Below are 20,700 nucleotides of genomic sequence, written 5' to 3' on the forward strand. Positions count from 1 at the left end.
TTCCATGCATCGCTTTGCTCACATCCCGCTCAACGCATTGATTGCCGGATTGCTGCTGACGACCGGACTGCCGGCATCGGCGCAGTCCGCCGGCGCCGACAATCCCTTGCTGCAGCTGATGGGGATCGACAAGCTCGTCGCAGAATCTCCGGCCAAAGCGAATGCCGGGGCGGCGATTCCGCTGACGGCGAATCTCAGCATCGTCTCGCTCAGCAGTGGCCGTGCCGGCGAGTTCAAGGCAACGCAGCGCGTCACTGCAGTGACTCCGCGCGCGGTCAAGCTCAGTTACACCGCAAAGCGTCCGGACGGCAGCGCGGTCAACGCATCGCGCTCGGTGCGCATCGAAGATCTCCAGACCGCCGCGAGCATCCGCCCCAACTATGTCGACGGCGCCAACGAGTTCTTCAGCGGCAGTACCGCCTTTGGGACTTCGACCCGCGTGCTGAACGATCTCAAGGCGTCAGGCCGCAGCGAGCTGACGATCGACGCCGGCGGCATCGGCAACGGCGCGGGCGTGCAGAGCGCGGGCCTGGCACGCGAACTCGATGGCATGCTCGGTGACCTCGGCGGTTTCGCCGGCATTGCCGACGCGCTTGAGCGCCAGGCCGCCAGCGGCGCCATCAGCGAACAGGACCGCGCCGAAGGCGCCGCCACGCTGGGGCAGATCGACGCGCTGCAAATGCTGTCCGGCACGCTGCGTCTGCTGCGCAAGGATCAGATCAGCGTGCAGGTCAACGGCAAGAATCGAACGCTGCCGGCGGTGGTTGCGACCGGTGAGCTGCGCAGCGACGACGAGTCGTATCCGGTCGAGCTGACGATCCTCGACGATCCGGGCAATCCGCTGCTGCTGGTTTCGCGGATCGGGCCGGAAACGGTGCGCGTACTCAGCATCGACTATCCGCAGTAGCACGACGATGCGCCCTACGCTGCTGACCGTACTGCTCACCCCGTTCGTCCTGGGCGCGTTCGCGCCAAAGCCGGCGCGGGCCGACGACACGCGGATCCCGCTGGTGCCGGGGCTGGTGCTGACCTATGCCCAGCAGACACGCAGCTTCGACGAGGAGTTCCTGATCACGATCGCCAGCGCTGACGAGCAGGAGATCGAGTACCGCGTGATCGCGCAGCGCGTGCTGAAAGGGGGCGAACGTCAGGCCAGCAGCTGGACGCGACGCGTCCGCAGGCAGGATCTGGTCAGCACGCACCGCTTCAATGCCGTCCTGCAGGAAGGCGACCCCGCGCTGTTTGCCGGGTCCAGCTTTCTGCAGATGTCCGCGGCGGTACTGGCGGAGCTGAAGACGCAGGGCCGCAGTGAGATCGTGGTGGCGTCGGTGCCGCACTACGGCGAAGACAACGCGCTGCTGTCAATCGTCGCCGCCGGACGCAAGTACTATCGCGGCCCGCTGGTGCGCGCGACAGCGCCAGCCACGCCAATCACCGTGCGGGTCAATGGCACGCCGGTCGCCCTGCCGGCGATCCAGGCGCATGGCCGCTACAGCGTCGGCGGCGATGTCGAGGAGATCGACGGCTGGTGGCTGGACGATGCCGACAACGCGTTGAGCCTGCGCACGCTGAGCGGCCCCCGCAACACGCAGCTGGTGCGCGTCGACTATCCCGACGCCGAGCCTGAACACGACAGCCTGGAACGCTCGCTCAGTGACGGCGACTGCCGCGCCGTGCTGCACGGCATCTACTTCAACACCGGCAGCGCCGAGTTGCTGAAGCAGTCGGATGCCGCACTGAACGCCATCGGCGCCGTGCTCAAAGCCAACCCTGACTGGACCGTTGGGGTCGAGGGACACACCGACAACATCGGCGGTGATGCCTACAACCTCGATCTGTCCAAGCGCCGCGCGAGCACGGTACGGGATGCCCTGTCCGCCCGCTTCGACATCAATGCCGCGCGCCTGCCCGCGCAGGGCTTCGGCACCAGCCGCCCGGTCGACACCAACGACACGCTCGAAGGCCGCGCCGCCAACCGCCGTGTCGAGTTGCACCGTCAATGCCCATGATCCGATTACAGGACACTCCGATGCCCGCACCCTTCAAACTGCTGCCGGCCCTGCTCATCGTGCTGGGCCTGTCGCTGGGCGCGTGCAATCGGTCGACGGCCGACAGCGATGCGCAGCCGACGTCCGCTGCCGCGACCGAAGCGTCCGCCGTCGCGGACCCTCAGGATCCCTGCCGCCTGCTGGAACCTGCAGACGTTGAAGCGGTACTCGGCGCGCCGCTGGCCGGTCCGCCGTTTCGCGCGGTCAGCGTGCAGGGCGATCAGGCCGGTGAGCCGGCGATCGACGGCGGCGTCTGCTGGTACGAAACCGCGGGCTTTCGCAGTCTCGCGGTGCAGGTGATCTGGACTGACGCCGGCCGCGTTGTCGCCGGCATCGGTGGCTATCTGGCAAAAGCGGACCAAGGCTCCGGCGGCCTCGTGACCCTGCAGGACGGCAGCGAACTGACCGGCGAGTGGGACGAAGTGCGCATGCTGGGCTGCTGCGATTTCATGGCGCTGCGTGGCGACAGCGTGGTCGAGATCGACTTCGGTGCCAGCACGGCCAGCGCCGAACAGATCGGTCCGCTGGCCGACACCGCGCTGCGCCGTCTGGACACACTGCTGCCGATCAATGGCAACGCCGGCGTCGCTGCCGCACGCCAGCGATTGGCGCGCCGTGCGCCGGCCGGCGACGCCTGCAGCCTGTGGAGCGCGTCCGACATCAGCGAACTGCTGGGCGAGCCGCAGGGCACACCCGAACGCAGTGGCGACAGCTGCACTTACGTCTACCTCGACGAGCGCAACCGTCAACAGATGTTCATGAGCACCGTGGTGTGGCGCAACGGCTACCGCAACTATCGGCAGGAGAACGCCATGCTCGGCGGCTTCGCTGCAAACCTGGCGCGCGAGCTGGGCGGTGCCAAGGTGCTGACCCATGCCGACAGTATTGACGGGCCCTGGGACGCCGCGCAGAACTCCTCGATCCAGTTCAACAGCGTGCGCAACGATGTGCAGATCTCACTGCGACACTCGAAGCTGAGTCTGGACGACATCCGCGCACTGATCCAGCGCGCCTATGTCAATCTTCATCTGATGCCGGGGAGCGCGTCATGACCGATCGGCAGTGGCAATACCTCCTTGCCGCCGCGGCGTTCTTCGCCTGCGGACTGAACACGGAAGCTCGCGCGCAGGATAGCGGCGAGGTAGAGCGACCGATCTATCCGGTCGAGTTCAAGGACGATCCGCGCTTCCCCGGTGGAAAGTCCGCATTCATTCACGGCGCCGCCGATGCCACCGGCTATCGCTTCATCGTCGAAGGGACCCAGCTCGAAGAGCCGATCGCCGTCACCGTGCTGACGCAAAATTCCGGCGAGGCGATCAAGGCCGTCATCGTCAAGGACAACTGGGACGCACCGGAGCGCGAAGGCACCACGGCGGAATCAGGCCGCGTGGACTTCCGGTTCCGGACCTACGACGGATTCAAGATCGGTCTCTCATCCGACACGCCGACTGACTACCAGCTGATCGTCTGGGTCGGCGAACCCTTGCCGGTTGAGATCCCGAGCATTGCGGTGCCGGCGAGTGCGTTCCAGGGCGCCGCAGCCACCTCGACGACTGAAGTGCCGACTGCTTCGGGGGACGATGGCGGAAGCAGCCGTGGCGGCATCGCGCTGAGCTGGCTGGAACTCGGTCTGATGCTGGCAGTGCTCGCGCTGGGCGGCGCGTTCGTCGCATTGCTCGTCACGCGACGCAAATCGAACTGAGAGACGCCGATGAACAATCGATTCCTTGCCATCAGTCTGCTGCTGCTCACTGCCAATGCGCTGGCCGCGCCGACCGGCAGTCCGCCGTTGTTCGTACCCGCGATGTTGCCGCCGTGGAAACCTTTTCAGGATGACAATCCCCAGCTGCGCGCCGAAGTGCAGAAGGCCGGCGCCGATGGCGAACTGGCGGCCAACCGCAAAGCCGATGCGGAGCTGACGGAGCGTCTGAAGGATGCGAAGGGCGTCGCCAGCAAAAGTCCGGGCGCCGCCGCGGCCGCCTACAGCTACTACACGGCATTGACGTCGACCGACAAACGCATGAATCCCGATTTTCAGCCGCCCGGTGCGCCGCAGGTGCCGTCGAAGTGCATGGAGGATGCGACGTGCCGCCCGTGCTTCGAGCAGGCGCAGCAGAACCTCAACACCTCGCGCAAGAATCTGGAAAAGGTTCGCGGCATCTATGACTACACCCATCGCTTCGCCAAGAACGGCCAGGGCTTTCTCAGCAGCATCGGCTCGATGGCCGGGGCCCCGGTGGCGCTACAGGCGTCCATCGAGAATCAGAAAGTGGATGGTGCGCTGAGCGACTTCGACAGCCAGGTTCGGCGAAAAAACGAAGAGCTGCTGGCGAAGCTGCAAGGCAACCTGCAGGAGATCGCATCCTGCGAAGCGAAGTTCTACAAGAACGACGATTGGTACAACCGGTACGGCTTCATCTATTACCAGTTCATGCTCGCCCGCTACAGCATCTGATCCTTTGTTCCACCGGAGTCACTCGATGCGCACACACACCATTGCAGCCTTGCTATTGGCCGCCGGTTTTTCGCTTCCAGCGCTTGCCGCCGACGCACCGACCGAGAGCGATCAGGCCGCAACGGAACTGAGCTGCACTCCAATGCCCGAAGCCCCCTCAGGTCATTTCGTCTGCGAGGACCGCGACAGTTTCGAACGGTGCAAAGCGCTGGAAGGTAGGGGCACGCTGCAAGTCGACGGCGAGCCAGCCGCCACGCCCGTGATCCACTGCGAACAGGGTGGCTGATTACGCAGTGCACCGCTGCGCGCGTCTGTGCCTGACGCTGACAATCCTGCCCTGCAGCGTGGCTTGCTTTGTCGCACAGCCGCTTGCGCTGACACCTGAAACAACACCGCTCGCTGCGTCGTTGCCAAGCTGCCCGGAGGCTGCCGAGCGCTGTAGCGGTCTGACCATGCGCTATGCGCGAAACGCGCTGTTGCAATGCCGGAATCCGCACCGGCCCGGCGGCGCCACCGAAACGACCGAACACTGCATCGAGCGAATCAAACAACCGAAACCGTGCCGCTGCGTCGGAACGCCCTAGCGATTCACCGCTCCGCTTCCTCAGGGACCCCGTAGCAGGCGTTCGGCAACGACCACAGCCAGCCCTGCCGCGAGCGGCAGATCGATCCACCAGAGGCGACGTAGCGGCGCAGTCCATGCGCCGGGTGCCCCGGCCAACAGGCAATAGCCGGCCGTGCTGATCAGCCCGACCAGCGAAGCCGGCAACCGCCACGACGGCACCAACGCAGCGATCAGCATCAGCAGGCCAATCGCCGCGAACATCGCCGCGCGATGACGCATCAGCAGAAGCACCGCGGGGTCGTCCAGCTCGACGCCGTACAAGCTGCGCAACCGTTCCCTCCCGGCAACGCCCACGGCGGGCAGCAGATGCACGAATCCGGCGAGCACCAGCACGATCCCCGCGAAGTGGTCCATTCGATTCAGGCCAGCGCCGCGCGCCGCGGCATCAGGCCGAGGCTGCCAACAAACAGGTACAGCAGCGGACCGAACGATCCCAGCGTCAGGGTCAACAGCAGATACGGCCAGACGTTGCGGCCGGTACGCCGGGCGTCGTTGAACATCCAGATCATCGCCAGCGAACACACGATCACCAGATCGGCACCGACCTGCCAACCGGCGCTGCTGATCAGCAGATGTTCAAAAATCCCGACGTAGCCGGCATCCATCACGGCGTAGCCGGTCAGGACGGCAAAGTCGGCGAGAACCAAGCCGAGCACGAGAGTTTTCCAGTTCATGCGAACCTCCTAGAGATTGATTTCGGCCACGCATCCGAGGGATCGCGGCGGTCGCAGATTCGCGCTGCGGCAGCGACGATTCAATTACGCCGCAGGTAATCGACCTGCGCCAGAGGCGTGCCACAATGGCCGCATGCAAACGCACTCAGACCATCCACCGTTCGGTGATCTGCTTCGCGGCACGCGCCGCTCGAAGCGGCTGTCGCAGCTTGATCTGGCGCTGCAGGCCGACGTGTCACAGCGGCATCTGAGCTTCCTCGAATCCGGCCGCGCGAAACCGAGCCGCGAGATGGTGCTGCAACTGGCCGCGACGCTGGACCTGCCGCTTCGCGATCGCAACCGCTGGCTGCAGAGTGCGGGTTACGCCGGCATCTATCCGCAACGCGCGCTCGATACCAGCGAGATGCAACCGGTGCGCGAAGCACTCGAACTGCTGCTGAAGCATCACGAACCGCTGCCGGCGGTGGTCTGCGATCGCGCCTGGAATCTGTTCATGGCCAATGCGGCGGTCGGCAAGGTCTTCAGCCTGCTCGGCAATCTCGATGAAATCTGGCAAGCGGTCTGCGGCGATGCACCGCGCAATCTGCTGAAGCTGACGTTTCACGAACACGGCATGCGTCCGTACATCGTCAACTTTGAGGAAGTGGCCAAGGCTTTGCTCGCGCACACCGCACGCGAGGCGCAGCAGCATCCACAGGTCGAGCAGGTTCTTGATGAAATCCTGCGTTATCCGAACCTGCCCGCCGGGCTGCACCAGATCGACCTGGAACATCGTGCTCCGCCCGTGCTGCCGACGCACTTTCGCGTACGTGATGTCGATCTGCATCTGTTCTCAATGGTCACGACTTTCGGCACACCGCAGGATCTGACCACCGACGAACTGCGCGTTGAGAGCTTCTTTCCGGCCAACGCGGAAAGTGCCGCACTGCTGCGCGGCCTGTCCACCAGTGAATGACGAATGACGTTGATTCGACGGAGTCCGCTATGAACACCGCGGAGTGGTACGCGATTTTTTGCGTCGCACTGTTTGCCAAGATGTTTGCACTGTCGCTGGTCCAGGGTTACTACCGGATCAGCCGCCGGCACTTTCAGGTTCCGGAAGATGCGCAGCTGTTCGGACGGGCGCCCGCTGCCGCCGATTTGCCGCAAGTCCAGCGCGCGCAGCAGGCCTGGCGCAACGATCTGGAAAGCATCCCCGCGTTTTTCGCGCTGGGGGCAGCTTATGTGATGGTCGGTGCACCCGCGGAGACGGCCCCTTGGCTGTTCGGCATTTTCACGCTTGGACGCGTCGCCCACTCGATCTGCTATCTGCTCGGGTTACAACCGTGGCGCACGTTGAGTTATATGGTCGGCATCGGCGCGCTGATCGGCATCTGCGTAGTGCTCGTGCAAACGGCGCTGTAGCCGCAAAATCCACCCTCTTCGCACGCGATGCTGATCAGCCTGCCGAATACGCTGACGCCGTAAAGCTAAAGCTGCTGTACGCAGACAGGCGCGGCGTCAGTCGTCCATGCCGAGTTCTTTGATCTTGCGCGTCAGCCCGCTGCATCGCCTGGCGATGCGGTCACAACAGTCGAATACGCTGACACCCGACCTCGCACTGCTGTGCACAGGTCAGACTGTTGTCAGTCGTCCGCGCCGAGTTCTTTGATCTTGCGCGTCAGCCCGCCGCATCGCTTCGCGATGCGGTCACAACAGTCGAATACGCTGACGCCCTGACCTCGCACTGCTGCGCACAGATCAGACTGTTGTCAGTCGTCCATGCCGAGTTCTTTGATCTTGCGCGTCAGCGTATTGCGGCCCCAACCCAGTCGCTTGGCCGCCTCCTGCCGCTGGCCGCGCGTTGCCGTGAGCGCAGTCTCAATCATGGTGCGTTCAAACAGCGGCACCGCCGTGTCCAGCAATCCGCTGCGCCCAGCCGCAAGTTCAGCCGAGGCCCATTGACGCAACAGATCGCTCCAGCTTCGCCCCGGCTCTGACGAGACGACCGGTGCGGCGCTCGCTGCCACAGTCGGGGCTGCAGGTACAGCATGATGCTGTGCCGCCGCCTCCGCCGCAGGTAGTGTTGCGCGCTCGACCGGGGCCGGGCCGCTCTGCAGCTCCGGCGGCAGATCCTGCAGATGGACGTCCTGGCCCGGCGCCATGACAGTCAGCCAGCGACAGATGTTTTCCATCTGACGCACGTTGCCCGGCCAGGTAAAGCTGCGGAAACGCTCAACTACTTCAGGCAGCAGGCGCTTGGGTTCGGACTGCAGCTCCTCGCCCGCCCGCGCCAGAAAGTATCGCGCCAGCTGTGGAATGTCTTCCGGGCGTTCGCGCAGTGCCGGAATGCGAATACGGATGACGTTCAGGCGGTGGTACAAGTCCTCGCGGAAGCGTCCCTCGCGAACCAGATTCTCAAGCTCCTGATGCGTCGCTGCGATCACGCGCACATCAACCTTGATCGGTGCAACGCCACCCACGCGATAGAACTCGCCGTTCTGCAACACGCGCAGCAAGCGCGTCTGCAGATCGGAGGGCATGTCGCCGATTTCGTCCAGGAACAGCGTGCCACCATCAGCCTGCTCGAAGCGACCCTTGCGCTGCGTCGCAGCGCCGGTAAACGAACCGCGCTCGTGTCCGAAGAACTCGCTTTCGAGCAGGTCCTTGGGAATGGCCGCAGTATTGATCGCGATGAAGGGCTTGTTCGAACGCGGGCTGTTGACGTGCAGTGCGCGCGCCACCAGCTCCTTGCCGGTTCCGGACTCGCCGGTGATCAATACGGTGATGTGCGATTGCGAAAGGCGACCAATGGCGCGAAACACATCCTGCATCGCCGGCGCTTCGCCGATCATGGCCGTGGTCTGTTCGGTCGGCAGCTCGTCCGAGGCTTCGCGCTTCTTCGCTGCACGACGCACCAATTCGGCGACGCCATCGACGTCGAACGGCTTAGGCAGGTACTCGAACGCACCGCCCTTGTACGCCGCGACCGCTGCATCGAGATCCGAGTGCGCGGTCATGATGATGACCGGCAGATCCGGCCAGTTGGAACGCACTCGCCCCATCAGGGTCAGACCATCGACTCCGGGCATGCGGATATCGGAGATCAGAACATCCGGTGCATCCTTGCTGCCGGGATCAATGTCACCGATCGCGTCCAGCAACTCGGCGGCTCCAGGAAAGCTGCTGACCTGCATGCCTTCGCGCGCCAACGATTTTTCGAGTACCCAGCGGATCGACTCATCGTCGTCCACGATCCAGACCTTGAGCGCGCTCATGTCATTTCCAGCGGTAATAGGATGGTGAATACGGTGCAGCCCGGCCGACTCCGGCACTCGATCAGTCCCCCGTGGCTGTGCACCAAGTACTGTGCAATAGGCAGGCCAAGCCCGGTGCCTTCGGCGCGCGTTGTCACCATCGGAAAGAAGATCTTCTCCAGCATCGATGCCGGAATGCCTGGGCCACTGTCTTCGATATCGATCTGCGCGACGAGGCGATGCCGCTGCGTGCCGATCGTGAACTGCCGGCGGGTGCGGGTGCGCAGAATGATGGTGCCGGTGCTGCCGGTTGCCTGCAGGGCGTTGCGCAACAGGTTGAGTACCGCCTGCACCATCTGTTCGCGATCGGCCTCAAGCTCTGGAATGCTGGGGTCATAGTCGCGCAGCAGTTCGACGCCAGGCGGCGCTTCGGCCTGCACCAAGCGCCGCACATGCTCCAGCACTTCATGGATGTTGAGCAGGGATTTCTCGGGAACACGGTTGGGCCCGAGCATGCGGTTGACCAGATTCTGCAAGCGGTCAGCCTCACGAATGATCACGCGGGTGTATTCGCGATGGTCGTCGTCCGGATACTCGCGCTCAAGCAACTGCGCGGCGCCACGAATACCTCCGAGCGGATTCTTGATCTCGTGCGCAAGCCCACGGATCAGCTCGCGGCTGGCGTCGAAATGCGCCTGCAGCTGCTCGTCACGGGAAATGCGGATGTGCCGGTTCAGCGGCAACAACTCCATCAGCAGGCCCGGCTTCTTGTTCCCCGAAAGGAACGGGGTCACGGTCCAGTCCACGGTCACCGGCGGATCGCCGTTGCGGCGCAGCTCGATTTCGCGCTCGATGAACCCGCTGACGGTGGCCAGAGAGGTGCGCAGTCGCGGCTCATGCGGCTTGAGATGGGGCACGGCATCTCCCACTGGAGCGCCGATGGCCATTCGGCGCGAGACACCGAACAGACCCTCACAGGCCGAATTCAGGCTGGTCACGCGGAGCGCATCATCGACGGAAATGACGGCCGTCGTCATGCCATCGAGCACATCCTCCCCAGTGACTCGACTTCTCGGAACCAGTTTCATAATGTCGCCAACGCAAGAGTCAGGCCAAACCGCAGGACCGAGAGCCTAAGATATCTGTGCGGCATTGCACCAATTTGGTGTTGCGTTTCTGGTGCACCAATGCACCAATTTAGTGCCTCAAGGCGTCCCCGTCACCACCGTGAAGGCGGTTGCCTCCGACGCAGCCTTGATCAGACCCTGCGGATCGATTAGCTGCACCGTCAGCGTGTGCGAACCTGGCGGCAGCTCTGGCAGCAGCACGCTCAGCGCATCCACAGGCTCGCTGGTTGCGGGCTTGCCGTCGATCAGAAACTGCAAATGGAACCCGGAAACCAATCCGGGCATCACGCTGGCCGCCCCCACAATGGGGTGATCGCCGGCTGCAACCATTTCGCCTGGCGTTGGCGACTCCACACTCACGGCAAAGCGCGCTGCCGCTTGCAGCGCTGCCATCGAATAGAACTTGGACTGTGGACGTCGCGCCGACGGACCCGATGACGGCGGAGTGGTCCCCGACGGGGTCTCGAACTTGAGCGGCCTGGCGTGCTTGGTCGGCGGTTTGTCGGTGTAGTGCACCGAACCATCTGGAGCAACATACCGGTACACCTCGTCCGCGCAGGCCAGCGCTGGAAGCAGCAACAGCAGCGTCAACAGAGATTTCATGCAGAGTCGGGCGGTGACGGGAATGCAGCGGACAAGCCTAAGCTAGGCGCTTGACCCGCGAAATGAAAGAAACCCCCGCATTTGCGGGGGTTTCCAGTCCAGCAAGCGGTACGCTCAAGCGTCCGCACAGCGCGCCCGGACGAGCAAGTGCCCGTCCTGCAGAACGCTTTTACAGGCTGTAGTACATGTCGAACTCGATCGGATGCGTGGTCATGCGGAAACGCGTGACCTCTTCCATCTTCAGCGCGATGTAGGCATCGATCATGTCGTCCGTGAAGACGCCGCCGCGGGTCAGGAACTCGCGATTCTTGTCGAGGCTTTCCAGCGCCATGTCGAGGCTGTGGCAGACGCGCGGGATCTTGGCGTCCTCTTCCGGCGGCAGATGGTAGAGATCCTTGTCGCCCGGATCGCCGGGGTGGATCTTGTTCTGGATGCCGTCGAGGCCGGCCATCATCATCGCTGCGAACGCCAGGTACGGGTTGGCGGTCGAGTCCGGGAAGCGCACTTCGATACGACGGCCCTTCGGGCTGGCAACGTACGGAATGCGGATCGAGGCGGAGCGGTTGCGGGCCGAATAGGCCAGCAGCACCGGCGCTTCAAAACCCGGGACCAGACGCTTGTAGCTGTTGGTCGACGGGTTGGTGAAAGCGTTGATGGTCTTGGCGTGCTTGATGATGCCGCCGATGTAGTACAGAGCGGTCTCGGACAGGCCGCCGTACTTGTCACCCGCGAACAGGTTGACGCCGTCCTTGGCCAGCGACTGATGCACGTGCATGCCGCTGCCGTTGTCGCCGACGATCGGCTTCGGCATGAAGGTCGCAGTCTTGCCGTAGGAGTGGGCAACGTTCTGCACCACGTACTTCAGCTTCAGGACTTCGTCGGCCTTCTTGGTCAGCGTGCCGAACTTGACACCGATTTCGCACTGACCGGCGGTGGCGACTTCGTGATGATGCACTTCGGTCGGCATGCCGCAGGCTTCCAGCGTCGAGCACATGGCCGAACGCACGTCCTGCAGGCTGTCGACCGGCGGCACCGGGAAGTAACCGCCCTTGACGCCCGGACGATGACCGATGTTGCCGGTGTCGTAGTGCTTGCCCGAGTTCCACGCCGCATTTTCAGCGTCGATCTCGACGAAGCAGCCCTTCATGCCGGCATCCCAGCGGACGCTGTCGAAGACGAAGAATTCGTTTTCCGGGCCGAAGAAGGCGGTGTCGGCGATGCCGGTCGACTTCAGGTAGGCCTCGGCGCGACCGGCGAGCGAGCGCGGATCGCGGCTGTAGCCTTCGCCGGTTGCCGGTTCGATGACGTTGCAGGTCAGCACCAGCGTGCTGTCCTCGAAGAACGGATCGATGAACGCCGTGGCCGGTTCCGGCATCAGGATCATGTCGGACTCGTTGATGCCCTTCCAGCCGGCGATCGACGAACCGTCGAACATCTTGCCTTCGCTGAACAGGTCTGCATCGACGGTATGCGACGGCACGGTTACATGCTGTTCCTTACCGCGCGTGTCGCAGAAGCGGAAGTCGACGAACTTGACCTCCTGCTCCTTGATCATCTTGAGCACATCACTACCCGACATGGGTTTCTCCTTGAGGGACGTTGACTGGGTGGACTGCGGGAATCCCGCTCATCGTTTGCGCCAAAATGAAGCATGAACCATGCCATTCATTGCAGCGTTCGACAGACTTGGGGGCGCTCATCCTAGCCCCAACGGCAGCGCACCGGGAATCCCCCGGCGCACTAATTTGCAAAAACAGCTTTAACCGCTGCGCGGTAGGTGTCTGCAACCTGCGCCCGACCGGTGACAGTGAAATTCAGGTCCCGCAGGCGGCCATTGTTGAGGCCGTAGACCCAGCCGTGAACGCTCAGCTCCTGACCGCGCTGCCATGCCTCCTCCACCACAGTGGACTGGCAGACATTGGCGGCCTGCTCGATGACGTTGAGCTCGCACAGACGATCGTGACGCGTGCAGTCGTCGTCGATACGGTCCAGCTGCGTCGCATGCAGGTCATAGACGTCGCGGATATGACGCAGCCAGTTGTCGGCAATCCCCAGACGGGCGTCGTTCATCGCCGCATGCACGCCGGAACATCCGAGATGACCGACGACCATGATGTGGCGGACCTTGAGCAGATCCACCGCAAACTGCATCACCGACAGACAGTTGAAATCGGTGTGCACCACCACGTTGGCAATATTGCGATGGACGAAGACCTCACCGGGTGGCAAGCCGAGGATCTGATTGGCGGGCACCCGCGAATCGGCACAGCCGATCCACAGATAGTCCGGCTTCTGCCCTTTCGCCAGACGCTCGAAATACTGCGGGTCGGCCTGGATCTGCGCCTCAGCCCAAGCGGCATTGTGATCAAACAGCATTTGTAGGGTTTTCATCGGGGACCGACTATAGCGAGGCTGTCGCGACGCCGAAAGTCCGCGCACAAGGCCTTGGGTATACTCGCGCCCCCAGACCCGTGGTGGTGGCGCGTGATGACTTTCCAGGACCTGATTCTCAAACTCCAGACTTTCTGGGCCGGGCACGGCTGCGTGCTGGTGCAGCCGATGGATATGGAAATGGGTGCCGGCACTTTTCACTGGTCAACCTTTCTGCGCGCGGTCGGCCCGGAACCGTGGAATACCGCCTATGTGCAGCCCTCGCGGCGCCCGACCGACGGCCGCTACGGCGAGAATCCCAACCGTCTGCAGCATTACTACCAGTTCCAGGTGCTGATGAAGCCAAGCCCTCCGAACATCCAGCAGCTGTATCTGGACTCACTGAAGATGCTTGGCTTTGACCCGCTGGTGCACGATATCCGCTTCGTCGAGGACAACTGGGAATCACCGACGCTCGGGGCCTGGGGCCTGGGCTGGGAAGTCTGGCTCAACGGCATGGAAGTGACCCAGTTCACCTACTTCCAGCAGGTCGGCGGACTCGAATGCCGGCCAGTGGCCGGCGAAATCACCTACGGCCTCGAACGTCTGGCGATGTACATCCAGGGTGTCGAGAGCGTTTACGACCTGGTGTGGAGCGACGCCGGCGGGCGCATCGTCACCTACGGTGACGTCTACCATCAGAACGAAGTCGAGCAGAGCACCTACAACTTCGAGCACGCCGACACTGCCGCGCTGTTCGAGCGCTTCAACAAGGCTGAAGCCGAGTGCCAGCATCTGCTGGGCCTGGAACGGCCGCTGCCGCTGCCGGCTTACGAGCGCACGATCCAGGCTTCGCATGCGTTCAATCTGCTCGATGCCCGCGGCGCAATCTCGGTGACCGAGCGTCAGGCCTACATCCTGCGCGTGCGCGCGATGGCACGCGGCTGCGCAGAGGCCTATTTCAAGGCCCGTGAAGCGCTGGGCTTTCCGATGCTCGGCTCTGCACGCAAAGCCGCCTGAAGCCAAGCCTCAGGATTGTGGCGGCCCCTTGAGCTCGACGACGTTGCCGTCGGGATCCTCGATGTAGATCGATGGACCCTGGCCCTCGGCACCGTAGCGGGCCTCCACCGGTCCAGCGGTCACGCCGTGAGCGGCCAGATGCGCGTGGATCTCCGCGGCATCAAACGGCTCGACACGCAGGCAGAAGTGGTCGACGTTGCGACCCTCGCGCCCCGGCGCCGCGCCGCCCGCACGGCCCAGCTGACTGTCCACCGGCACCAGATCGATCAAGGCACTGCCGGCGCGCAACTGCACCAGTCCGATCGCGGCCTGCCGGCGTTCGATCGGGCAGCCGAGCACATCCACATAGAACGCCAGCGCGCGCGGCAGATCGCTTACACGCAGCACCAGATGATCGAGTCCCAGTATCTTCACCATCCCTCCGCACCCTGACGCCGGATCATCATCGGCGGTGCCTTCAATGGACCGCAGCATAGGCGGCCAGCCAGTGCTGCAGGCTGCCGGTCGTCGTATCGGCAACCGCCACCACAGCCAGCACGGCCACCAGCGGCGCCGTGATGCGGCGCGGCGTCGGCAATTTGTTCAGGTAGCTCATCGTCGTCTCCTTGGGCGTTTGGGCCGGCACATCGGCCTCGTGAGGCAACAATACGGCGCAACGAATTATTATTGAAATTGATTGTTTTTCTATTAACGATAGTTAATAAGAATGCACCAGCGCTTTGGACTTCATCTCCAGACCCATCCGAGTTGGCGAATCCCGAGCGATCCCGGACACTACGCGTCCTTTTGACCCCACTGATGTACGCATGACCCGCGATCTACTGCTTGAAATCGGCACCGAAGACCTGCCTGCACGCTACGTTGCACCCCTGTCCGAGGCGCTCGCCGAGGGCCTGTGCAACGGCCTGCGCAAACGCGGCGTCGAGCCAGGGGCAGTCCAGCAGTTTTCGACGCCCCGGCGTATCGCGGTGCTTATTGAATCGGTCAATGCACAGCAGCCGGAACAGACACTGGAGCGCACCGGCCCGGCGCTGAAAGCGGCAATGAAAGACGGCCAGCCGACACCGGCCGGCCTCGGCTTCGCCCGGAGCTGCGGCGTCGACTTCGCCGTGCTGGGCGAGAAGGACGGCAAGCTCCACTTCGTGCAGACCTCGCCGGGGCGGCAAACCGTCGAGCTGTTACCGGAAATCCTGATCGAGACCTTCCAGCAGATGGACACGCTGGTCCCCAAGCGCATGCGCTGGGGCGCCGGCGACGCCACCTTCGTGCGTCCGGTGCAGTGGCTGACCTGCCTGTTCGGTGCGGATGTGGTGCCGCTGGAAGCGTTCGGCCAGAGCGCCGGCCGCGTCACATATGGGCACCGCTTTCACGCACCGGCCGCCATTGAACTGGCATCTCCGGCGAACTACACCGCTTCGTTGAAGCAGGCAAAAGTCTGGGCCGACGCCGGCAGCCGCCGCGATGCGATCCGCGAGCTGGTACAAACCGAGGCTGCGCGGATCGGGGGCGTTGCCCGCATCAATGCCGATCTGCTCGACGAAGTCACGGCACTGGTGGAATGGCCCGCACCAATTACCGGACGCATGGAAGATCGCTTCATGCAGTTGCCGCCGGAAGTTATCGTCTCCACGGTCGAAACCAATCAGCGCTACTTCACGGTGTTCACCGACAACAGCTACCGCCAGCTGCTGCCGTGGTTCATCACGATCGCAAACATCGAATCAAACGATCCGTCACAAGTGATCGCCGGCAACGAGCGCGTGGTGCGGCCGCGCCTGAGTGACGCGCTGTTCTTCTGGGAGCAGGACCTGAAGCAGCCGCTGGAAGCCTACGGCGTGCGTCTGCAAACGGTGACGTTCCAGAAAGACCTTGGCAGCATCGCCGACAAGGTCGGGCGCATCCGCAAGCTGGCGGCACATCTCGCGAGCGGTCTCAATGTGTCGCCGGATCTGGCCGAGCGCGCAGCCGCGCTGTGCAAATGCGATCTGGTCACCCGTATGGTGTTCGAGTTTCCGGAACTGCAGGGCCTGATGGGCGGCTACTACGCCAGCCAGTGCGGCGAACCCGATGCGGTGGCGACGGCAATCCGCGAACACTACCTGCCAACTCAGCACGGCACGCCGATTCCTTCGACGATCGAAGGCCGTCTGGTAGCGCTGTGCGACAAGCTCGACACCCTGACCGGCATCTTCGCGATCGGCCAGAAACCCAGCGCCAGCAAGGATCCGTACGCGCTGCGTCGCGCCGCACTGGGCGCGTTGCGCATCTGTCTCGAAGCCGAATTGCCGCTGGATCTGCGCGATCTGCTGCAGACCGCACTGGAACAACACACCGCCGGCGTGCGCGACGACTCGATGTTGCGTGAGCTGCTCGACTTCGTCGGCGAGCGTCTGCGCGCGTATCTGGTCGGACAGACGTTCGACGGCGGCGCCATCAGCGCAGAGATGTTCGAATCTGTCGCCGCGATGCAGATCACGCAGCCGCTCGACTTTCTGCGGCGCCTGCGTGCAGTACACGCATTCACCCGCGAGGCAGCGGCCGGCAATCTTGCCGCAGCCAACAAGCGTATCCGCAACATCCTGCGCGCCGCGGAACTGGACACCGCCACTCCAGCGGTGGATCCGGCGCGTTTCGAACACGACGAGGAGCGCACGCTGTTCGCCGAGCTGGGACGCTTGGAGACGCTCAACGCAGCCGCCGCCGACTACCACACGCAACTGGTGAATCTGTCCTCGCTGCGCGAACCGGTCGACGCCTTCTTTGAAGCCGTCATGGTGAACGCGGACGATCCAGCCGTGCGCGGCAATCGACTGGCACTGCTGGCGCAACTCGACCGCCTGTGTCGTTCAGTCGCCGATCTGTCCTGTTTGCCCGGCTGATTCAGACGATGGCTGCAGCGGTCGACTGACACCTGTCAACGTGACGTCTTCGCATGCCGCCTAGACTGGAGGTCACAAAGGCGCATACGAGAATCACCCATGAAACTGGTCGTGTTCGAAACCGAACCGCGCGAGCGCGTGGCGTTTGAAGCGCTGGGCGCCGAATCGCTGCACTTCGAAACCGTCGCACTCAATCCGGCCAGCCTCGCTGCGGCGACCGACGCCGATGTGATCAGTGTGTTCATTCATTCGCGCATCGATCGCACAATGATTGAACAGCTGCCACAGCTGCGCCTGATCGCGACCCGATCCACCGGCACCGATCACATTGATCTCGACGCCTGCCGCGCACGCGGCATCACGGTCTGCAACGTCCCCGCCTATGGCGAGAACACGGTTGCCGAGCATGTCTTCGCACTGCTGCTGGCGATCAGTCATCGCATTGTCGAAGGCGTCGCACGTACACGTGCCGGCGGCTTTGAGTGCGAAGATCTGCAGGGCTTCGATCTCAGCGGCCGCACCCTGGGCGTGGTCGGCACCGGCCGCATCGGTCGCCATGTGATCCGCATCGCGCAGGGCTTCGGCATGCCGGTTCTGGCCTACGATCCGATGCCCGACCCGGTTTATGCCGCGGAGGCCGGGATCGAATACTGCGCGCTGGACGCTCTACTTTCCGAGGCGGACGTGGTTTCACTGCATGTCCCCGCCACCGCGCAGACCCATAACCTGATCGATGACGCCGCACTGGCGCGAATGAAGCCCGGCTCGGTCCTGATCAACACTGCACGCGGCAGCGTCGTCGACGTGCTGGCGCTGATTCGCGCGCTGCGCAGCGGTCATCTCGCTGCGGCCGGGCTCGATGTGCTGCCGGGTGAACCGGAAATTCGTGAGGAAGCGGAATTGGTCTGCGCCGCCTCACCGGCACCGCAGGCCCTGGCCGTGCTCGCCGCCGAACAGGTGCTGATGCACATGCCCAATGTGCTGGTCACGCCGCATTCGGCGTTCAACACGCGCGAGGCGGTGCAGCGCATTGTCGACACCACCGTGGAAAACATTCGCGAGTTCTTCGCCGGTCGCGTGATCAACACGGCCTGAATTCGATCGAAGCGGCATACTGTCGGCCTGCCCGCACCGTATTTCGGATCCCATGAAGATCGTCATTCTCGACCGCGACGGCGTGATCAACCAGGACTCGCCCGATTACATCAAGTCCGCCGCTGAGTGGATTCCGATCCCCGGCAGTCTCGAAGCGATTGCGCGCCTGTGCCAGGCTGGCTTCCGCGTCTTTGTGGCTTCCAATCAGTCCGGCATCGGCCAGGGCCTGTTCAACTACGACGCCTTTGCGGCCATGAACGACCGCATGCAGCAGCAACTGGCCGAGCTGGGCGGACGCATCGATGGCATCGAGTTCGCTCCGGATCACCCGGACAAGCCTGGCCACAAACGCAAGCCGTCGCCCGGCATGATCACCGACCTGACGCGTCGGCTGAACCTGAGCGCCGAGCTGATTCCCGTTGTCGGCGACTCGTGGCGCGATATCGAAGCCGCGCGTGCCGCCGGTGCCCGCCCGGTGCTGGTGCGCACGGGCAATGGCCGCAGAACCGAAGCCACGCATGCCGACGCACTACGCGACGTGGTCGTCTACGACGATCTGGCGGCATTCGCCGCAGCGCTGGTGGCGGCACAGCAAGCCTTGCCGCCGATTCCGGCCTGAGCGGATCGAGCCGGCAACTGGATTTGGCGCACTACGGGCGCAGATACAAATCCGGCACGTAGCGTTCCATCAGCGTCTGCGGACGCAACGGCGCGGTGAAACCGAACTGCGCGTAGAGCCCATGCGCATCTGCCGTGGCCAGGGTGAAGCGACGCAAGCCCTGCAATTGTGGATGCGCCATCACCGCCTGCATCAACGTCTTGGCATGGCCCTGCCCCCGCTGCTCCGGCAACACGAACACATCCACCAGATTGGCAAAGGTCGCGTAATCCGAAATCACCCGGGCAAAAGCGATCTGGCGCGCGCCCAGATAGCCGCCGAAGCACAGTGAATGCTGCAGCGAGCGCTCGACGCGCTGGCGATCGATCCCGCGAGCCCAGCCGGATTGCTCGCTCAGAAACTGATGGATCAGCGCCACATCCAGTTCGGCCGGATCGGTGCTGACGCGCAGCGTATTCATCGTCCGCAGGCCGCGTAGTCCTCGCGCCGACGCTCGATCCGAACGCCGACGGCCTTGACCTTGGCGACGGCACCCGGCTTGTTGACGCTGATCTGCAGCTGCTGGATCGGAAATTCGTCGAACAAGCGCCGCGCGATCGTTTCCACCAGCGTTTCCAGCAATGCGGGCTGCAGCTCCCGAGTGATCGCACTGACACGCTCGGCCACCGCGGCGTAATCGACGGCATCACGCACGTGATCACTGCTGGCCGCTTCACGCGTATTCACGCCCAGCGCCAGATCAAAAATCAGTGGACGCGGCAGCTGCCGTTCCCATCCGTACACACCGATGATCGCCTCAACCTCGAGACCCTGCAGAAATACCGTATCCATTACTCAATCCCTTGAAGCGCCTGCAGCTGGGGTGGTTTCAAATCCGACAACGGCCAGCGCGGCGTTGTGAACAGGCGCTGGTCGGCGCGCTGTCCCTCGCCGCGCCGCAGCCAGCCGGTGTACGCCACCATCGCGGCATTGTCGGTACAGAACGCCTGGCGAGGAAAGTACACCTCGACGTCACGGTGCCGCGCAAGCTCGCCGAGTTTTTCGCGCAGGCGCAGATTGGCGCCGACTCCCCCGGCGACCACCAGTCGCTGCGCCCCACTGGCGTCGAGCGCGCGCGTTGCCTTGATCGTCAGCGTATCGGTGACCGCTTCCTGGAAGGCCCAGGCCAGATCCGCCTTGTCCTGCTCCGATGCGTCGGGCTTCAGCGCGGTCAACACCGCAGTCTTCAGTCCGCTGAAGCTGAAATCCAGCCCCGGCCGGTCGGTCATCGGCCGTGGGAAACGGTACTGCGATGGCTGCTGGCCGCGCTGCGCCAGCCGCGCCAGCTCGGGGCCGCCTGGATACGGCAGGCCGAGCAACTTGGCCGTCTTGTCGAAGGCCTCACCGACCGCATCGTCCAGGCTCTGCCCGAGCAGGGTGTATTGCCCCAATCCACGCACTTCGACCAGCAAGGTGTGCCCACCGGAAACCAGCAGCGCGACAAACGGGAATGCGGGCGCCGGAGTTTCCAGCATCGGCGCCAGCAAGTGGGCTTCCATGTGGTGAACCGGAATCAGGGGAATGCCCAGCGCTGCCGCCAAGCCTGCGGCGACCGAGGCACCCACCATCAGCGCACCGATCAGACCGGGTCCTGCGGTGTACGCCACCCCGCCAAGATCCGACATCTTCACGCCCGCTTCGGTCATGGCAGCCCGGATCAGGCCGTTGATCCGGCGCACGTGATCGCGCGAGGCCAGTTCCGGCACCACTCCGCCATATTCGGCGTGCAGCCTGATCTGGCTGTAAAGCGTATGCGCACGCAAACCGGCCCCGCCGTCGTAGAGCGCGGCGGCAGTTTCGTCACATGAGGTTTCAATGCCCAGAATCGGGCCCGGGCACAACGCGGTATTCGGCATCCGCATAGTGTATCCGGCGCCGGTGGGCGACATTTGCGTCCCGGCAGCAGTCCG

General features: G+C 63.8%; 24 protein-coding genes. 12 read left to right on the forward strand and 12 right to left on the reverse strand.

Features of this window, described 5'->3' with window-relative positions; translation table 11 throughout:
• The first annotated feature begins 4 nt into the window (after positions 1 to 4).
• From E4T66_RS11800 to E4T66_RS11825, 6 genes are read left to right on the forward strand one after another with little or no spacing between them, the layout of a single operon-like run.
• Positions 5 to 907, forward strand: coding sequence for a hypothetical protein (locus E4T66_RS11800; protein WP_136849241.1), 903 nt, complete (start codon positions 5 to 7; stop codon positions 905 to 907).
• Between the two features lie 7 nt (positions 908 to 914).
• A complete protein-coding gene (locus E4T66_RS11805) occupies positions 915 to 2,009 on the forward strand; it encodes an OmpA family protein (RefSeq protein WP_136849242.1) in 1,095 nt (364 codons plus the stop codon).
• A gap of 20 nt (positions 2,010 to 2,029) precedes the next feature.
• The gene (locus E4T66_RS11810) at positions 2,030 to 3,100 is read left to right on the forward strand and encodes a hypothetical protein (protein WP_136849243.1); all 1,071 of its coding nucleotides are present in this window, start codon (positions 2,030 to 2,032) and stop codon (positions 3,098 to 3,100) included.
• Positions 3,097 to 3,750, forward strand: coding sequence for a hypothetical protein (locus E4T66_RS11815; RefSeq protein WP_136849244.1), 654 nt, complete (start codon positions 3,097 to 3,099; stop codon positions 3,748 to 3,750). Before E4T66_RS11810 ends, E4T66_RS11815 begins: the two co-directional genes overlap by 4 nt.
• Before the next feature lie 9 nt (positions 3,751 to 3,759).
• The gene (locus tag E4T66_RS11820; protein WP_136849245.1) at positions 3,760 to 4,503 is read left to right on the forward strand and encodes a hypothetical protein; all 744 of its coding nucleotides are present in this window, start codon (positions 3,760 to 3,762) and stop codon (positions 4,501 to 4,503) included.
• 25 nt (positions 4,504 to 4,528) lie between these two features.
• Positions 4,529 to 4,789: a hypothetical protein gene (locus E4T66_RS11825; RefSeq protein ID WP_136849246.1), complete on the forward strand. Its 261-nt coding sequence runs from the start codon at positions 4,529 to 4,531 to the stop codon at positions 4,787 to 4,789.
• A 318-nt stretch (positions 4,790 to 5,107) separates the two neighbouring features.
• Here the strand turns inward: E4T66_RS11825 and E4T66_RS11830 are convergent, their stop codons facing one another.
• Positions 5,108 to 5,482, reverse strand: a complete 375-nt coding sequence (locus tag E4T66_RS11830) for a phosphopantetheine adenylyltransferase (RefSeq protein ID WP_136849247.1) — start codon at positions 5,480 to 5,482, stop codon at positions 5,108 to 5,110.
• A 5-nt stretch (positions 5,483 to 5,487) separates the two neighbouring features.
• Entirely contained in the window at positions 5,488 to 5,802 is a 315-nt protein-coding gene (locus E4T66_RS11835; protein WP_136849248.1) for a DUF2834 domain-containing protein, read from the reverse strand.
• A 133-nt stretch (positions 5,803 to 5,935) separates the two neighbouring features.
• Between E4T66_RS11835 and E4T66_RS11840 the strand changes: the two genes are divergently transcribed.
• Positions 5,936 to 6,757: a helix-turn-helix domain-containing protein gene (locus E4T66_RS11840; protein ID WP_136849249.1), complete on the forward strand. Its 822-nt coding sequence runs from the start codon at positions 5,936 to 5,938 to the stop codon at positions 6,755 to 6,757.
• A 29-nt stretch (positions 6,758 to 6,786) separates the two neighbouring features.
• Positions 6,787 to 7,206 carry an MAPEG family protein gene (locus E4T66_RS11845; RefSeq protein WP_136849250.1) on the forward strand — a complete coding sequence of 140 codons (420 nt, stop codon included), beginning with the start codon at positions 6,787 to 6,789 and terminating at the stop codon, positions 7,204 to 7,206.
• A 347-nt stretch (positions 7,207 to 7,553) separates the two neighbouring features.
• Here E4T66_RS11845 and ntrC read toward each other — a convergent pair whose 3' ends face one another.
• From ntrC to can, 5 genes are all read right to left on the reverse strand, one after another.
• A complete protein-coding gene (gene ntrC / locus E4T66_RS11850) occupies positions 7,554 to 9,059 on the reverse strand; it encodes a nitrogen regulation protein NR(I) (protein ID WP_136849251.1) in 1,506 nt (501 codons plus the stop codon).
• Positions 9,056 to 10,126 (reverse strand): nitrogen regulation protein NR(II), encoded by a 1,071-nt coding sequence (gene glnL, locus E4T66_RS11855; protein WP_136849252.1) that lies wholly within the window; start codon positions 10,124 to 10,126, stop codon positions 9,056 to 9,058. Before glnL ends, ntrC begins: the two co-directional genes overlap by 4 nt.
• A 117-nt stretch (positions 10,127 to 10,243) precedes the next feature.
• Positions 10,244 to 10,768, reverse strand: coding sequence for a DUF4124 domain-containing protein (locus E4T66_RS11860; RefSeq protein WP_136849253.1), 525 nt, complete (start codon positions 10,766 to 10,768; stop codon positions 10,244 to 10,246).
• A gap of 169 nt (positions 10,769 to 10,937) precedes the next feature.
• Complete coding sequence (glnA, locus tag E4T66_RS11865; RefSeq protein WP_136849254.1) at positions 10,938 to 12,347, reverse strand: glutamate--ammonia ligase; 1,410 nt, start codon at positions 12,345 to 12,347, stop codon at positions 10,938 to 10,940.
• Between the two features lie 161 nt (positions 12,348 to 12,508).
• The gene (can, locus tag E4T66_RS11870; RefSeq protein WP_136849255.1) at positions 12,509 to 13,159 is read right to left on the reverse strand and encodes a carbonate dehydratase; all 651 of its coding nucleotides are present in this window, start codon (positions 13,157 to 13,159) and stop codon (positions 12,509 to 12,511) included.
• 96 nt (positions 13,160 to 13,255) lie between these two features.
• Here can and glyQ point away from each other — a divergent pair, with 96 nt between their 5' ends.
• On the forward strand, positions 13,256 to 14,158 hold the full coding sequence (glyQ, locus tag E4T66_RS11875) for a glycine--tRNA ligase subunit alpha (RefSeq protein WP_136849256.1): 903 nt from the start codon (positions 13,256 to 13,258) through the stop codon (positions 14,156 to 14,158).
• A gap of 9 nt (positions 14,159 to 14,167) precedes the next feature.
• Here glyQ and E4T66_RS11880 read toward each other — a convergent pair whose 3' ends face one another.
• Together E4T66_RS11880 and E4T66_RS21350 are read right to left on the reverse strand one after the other, a co-directional pair.
• The gene (locus tag E4T66_RS11880; RefSeq protein ID WP_136849257.1) at positions 14,168 to 14,575 is read right to left on the reverse strand and encodes a VOC family protein; all 408 of its coding nucleotides are present in this window, start codon (positions 14,573 to 14,575) and stop codon (positions 14,168 to 14,170) included.
• Positions 14,576 to 14,615: 40 nt separating this feature from the next.
• Entirely contained in the window at positions 14,616 to 14,753 is a 138-nt protein-coding gene (locus tag E4T66_RS21350; protein WP_169577590.1) for a hypothetical protein, read from the reverse strand.
• A 211-nt stretch (positions 14,754 to 14,964) separates the two neighbouring features.
• Between E4T66_RS21350 and glyS the strand changes: the two genes are divergently transcribed.
• The 3 genes from glyS to gmhB all read left to right on the forward strand — a co-directional run bounded on the left by glyS (position 14,965) and on the right by gmhB (position 18,751).
• On the forward strand, positions 14,965 to 17,037 hold the full coding sequence (gene glyS / locus E4T66_RS11885) for a glycine--tRNA ligase subunit beta (RefSeq protein WP_136849258.1): 2,073 nt from the start codon (positions 14,965 to 14,967) through the stop codon (positions 17,035 to 17,037).
• Between the two features lie 99 nt (positions 17,038 to 17,136).
• On the forward strand, positions 17,137 to 18,132 hold the full coding sequence (locus tag E4T66_RS11890; RefSeq protein ID WP_136849259.1) for a hydroxyacid dehydrogenase: 996 nt from the start codon (positions 17,137 to 17,139) through the stop codon (positions 18,130 to 18,132).
• Positions 18,133 to 18,184: 52 nt separating this feature from the next.
• Positions 18,185 to 18,751 carry a D-glycero-beta-D-manno-heptose 1,7-bisphosphate 7-phosphatase gene (gene gmhB, locus E4T66_RS11895; RefSeq protein WP_136849260.1) on the forward strand — a complete coding sequence of 189 codons (567 nt, stop codon included), beginning with the start codon at positions 18,185 to 18,187 and terminating at the stop codon, positions 18,749 to 18,751.
• A gap of 31 nt (positions 18,752 to 18,782) precedes the next feature.
• Here gmhB and E4T66_RS11900 read toward each other — a convergent pair whose 3' ends face one another.
• From E4T66_RS11900 to tsaD, 3 genes are read right to left on the reverse strand one after another with little or no spacing between them, the layout of a single operon-like run.
• The gene (locus E4T66_RS11900; RefSeq protein ID WP_136849261.1) at positions 18,783 to 19,211 is read right to left on the reverse strand and encodes a GNAT family N-acetyltransferase; all 429 of its coding nucleotides are present in this window, start codon (positions 19,209 to 19,211) and stop codon (positions 18,783 to 18,785) included.
• Positions 19,208 to 19,582: a dihydroneopterin aldolase gene (folB, locus tag E4T66_RS11905; protein WP_136849262.1), complete on the reverse strand. Its 375-nt coding sequence runs from the start codon at positions 19,580 to 19,582 to the stop codon at positions 19,208 to 19,210. Before folB ends, E4T66_RS11900 begins: the two co-directional genes overlap by 4 nt.
• On the reverse strand, positions 19,582 to 20,652 hold the full coding sequence (gene tsaD / locus E4T66_RS11910; RefSeq protein ID WP_136849263.1) for a tRNA (adenosine(37)-N6)-threonylcarbamoyltransferase complex transferase subunit TsaD: 1,071 nt from the start codon (positions 20,650 to 20,652) through the stop codon (positions 19,582 to 19,584). Before tsaD ends, folB begins: the two co-directional genes overlap by 1 nt.
• Positions 20,653 to 20,700 lie beyond the last annotated feature (48 nt).

Origin of the sequence: Sinimarinibacterium arenosum (assembly GCF_005047655.1) — a bacterium.
Classification (GTDB): Bacteria; Pseudomonadota; Gammaproteobacteria; order Nevskiales; family Nevskiaceae; genus Solimonas.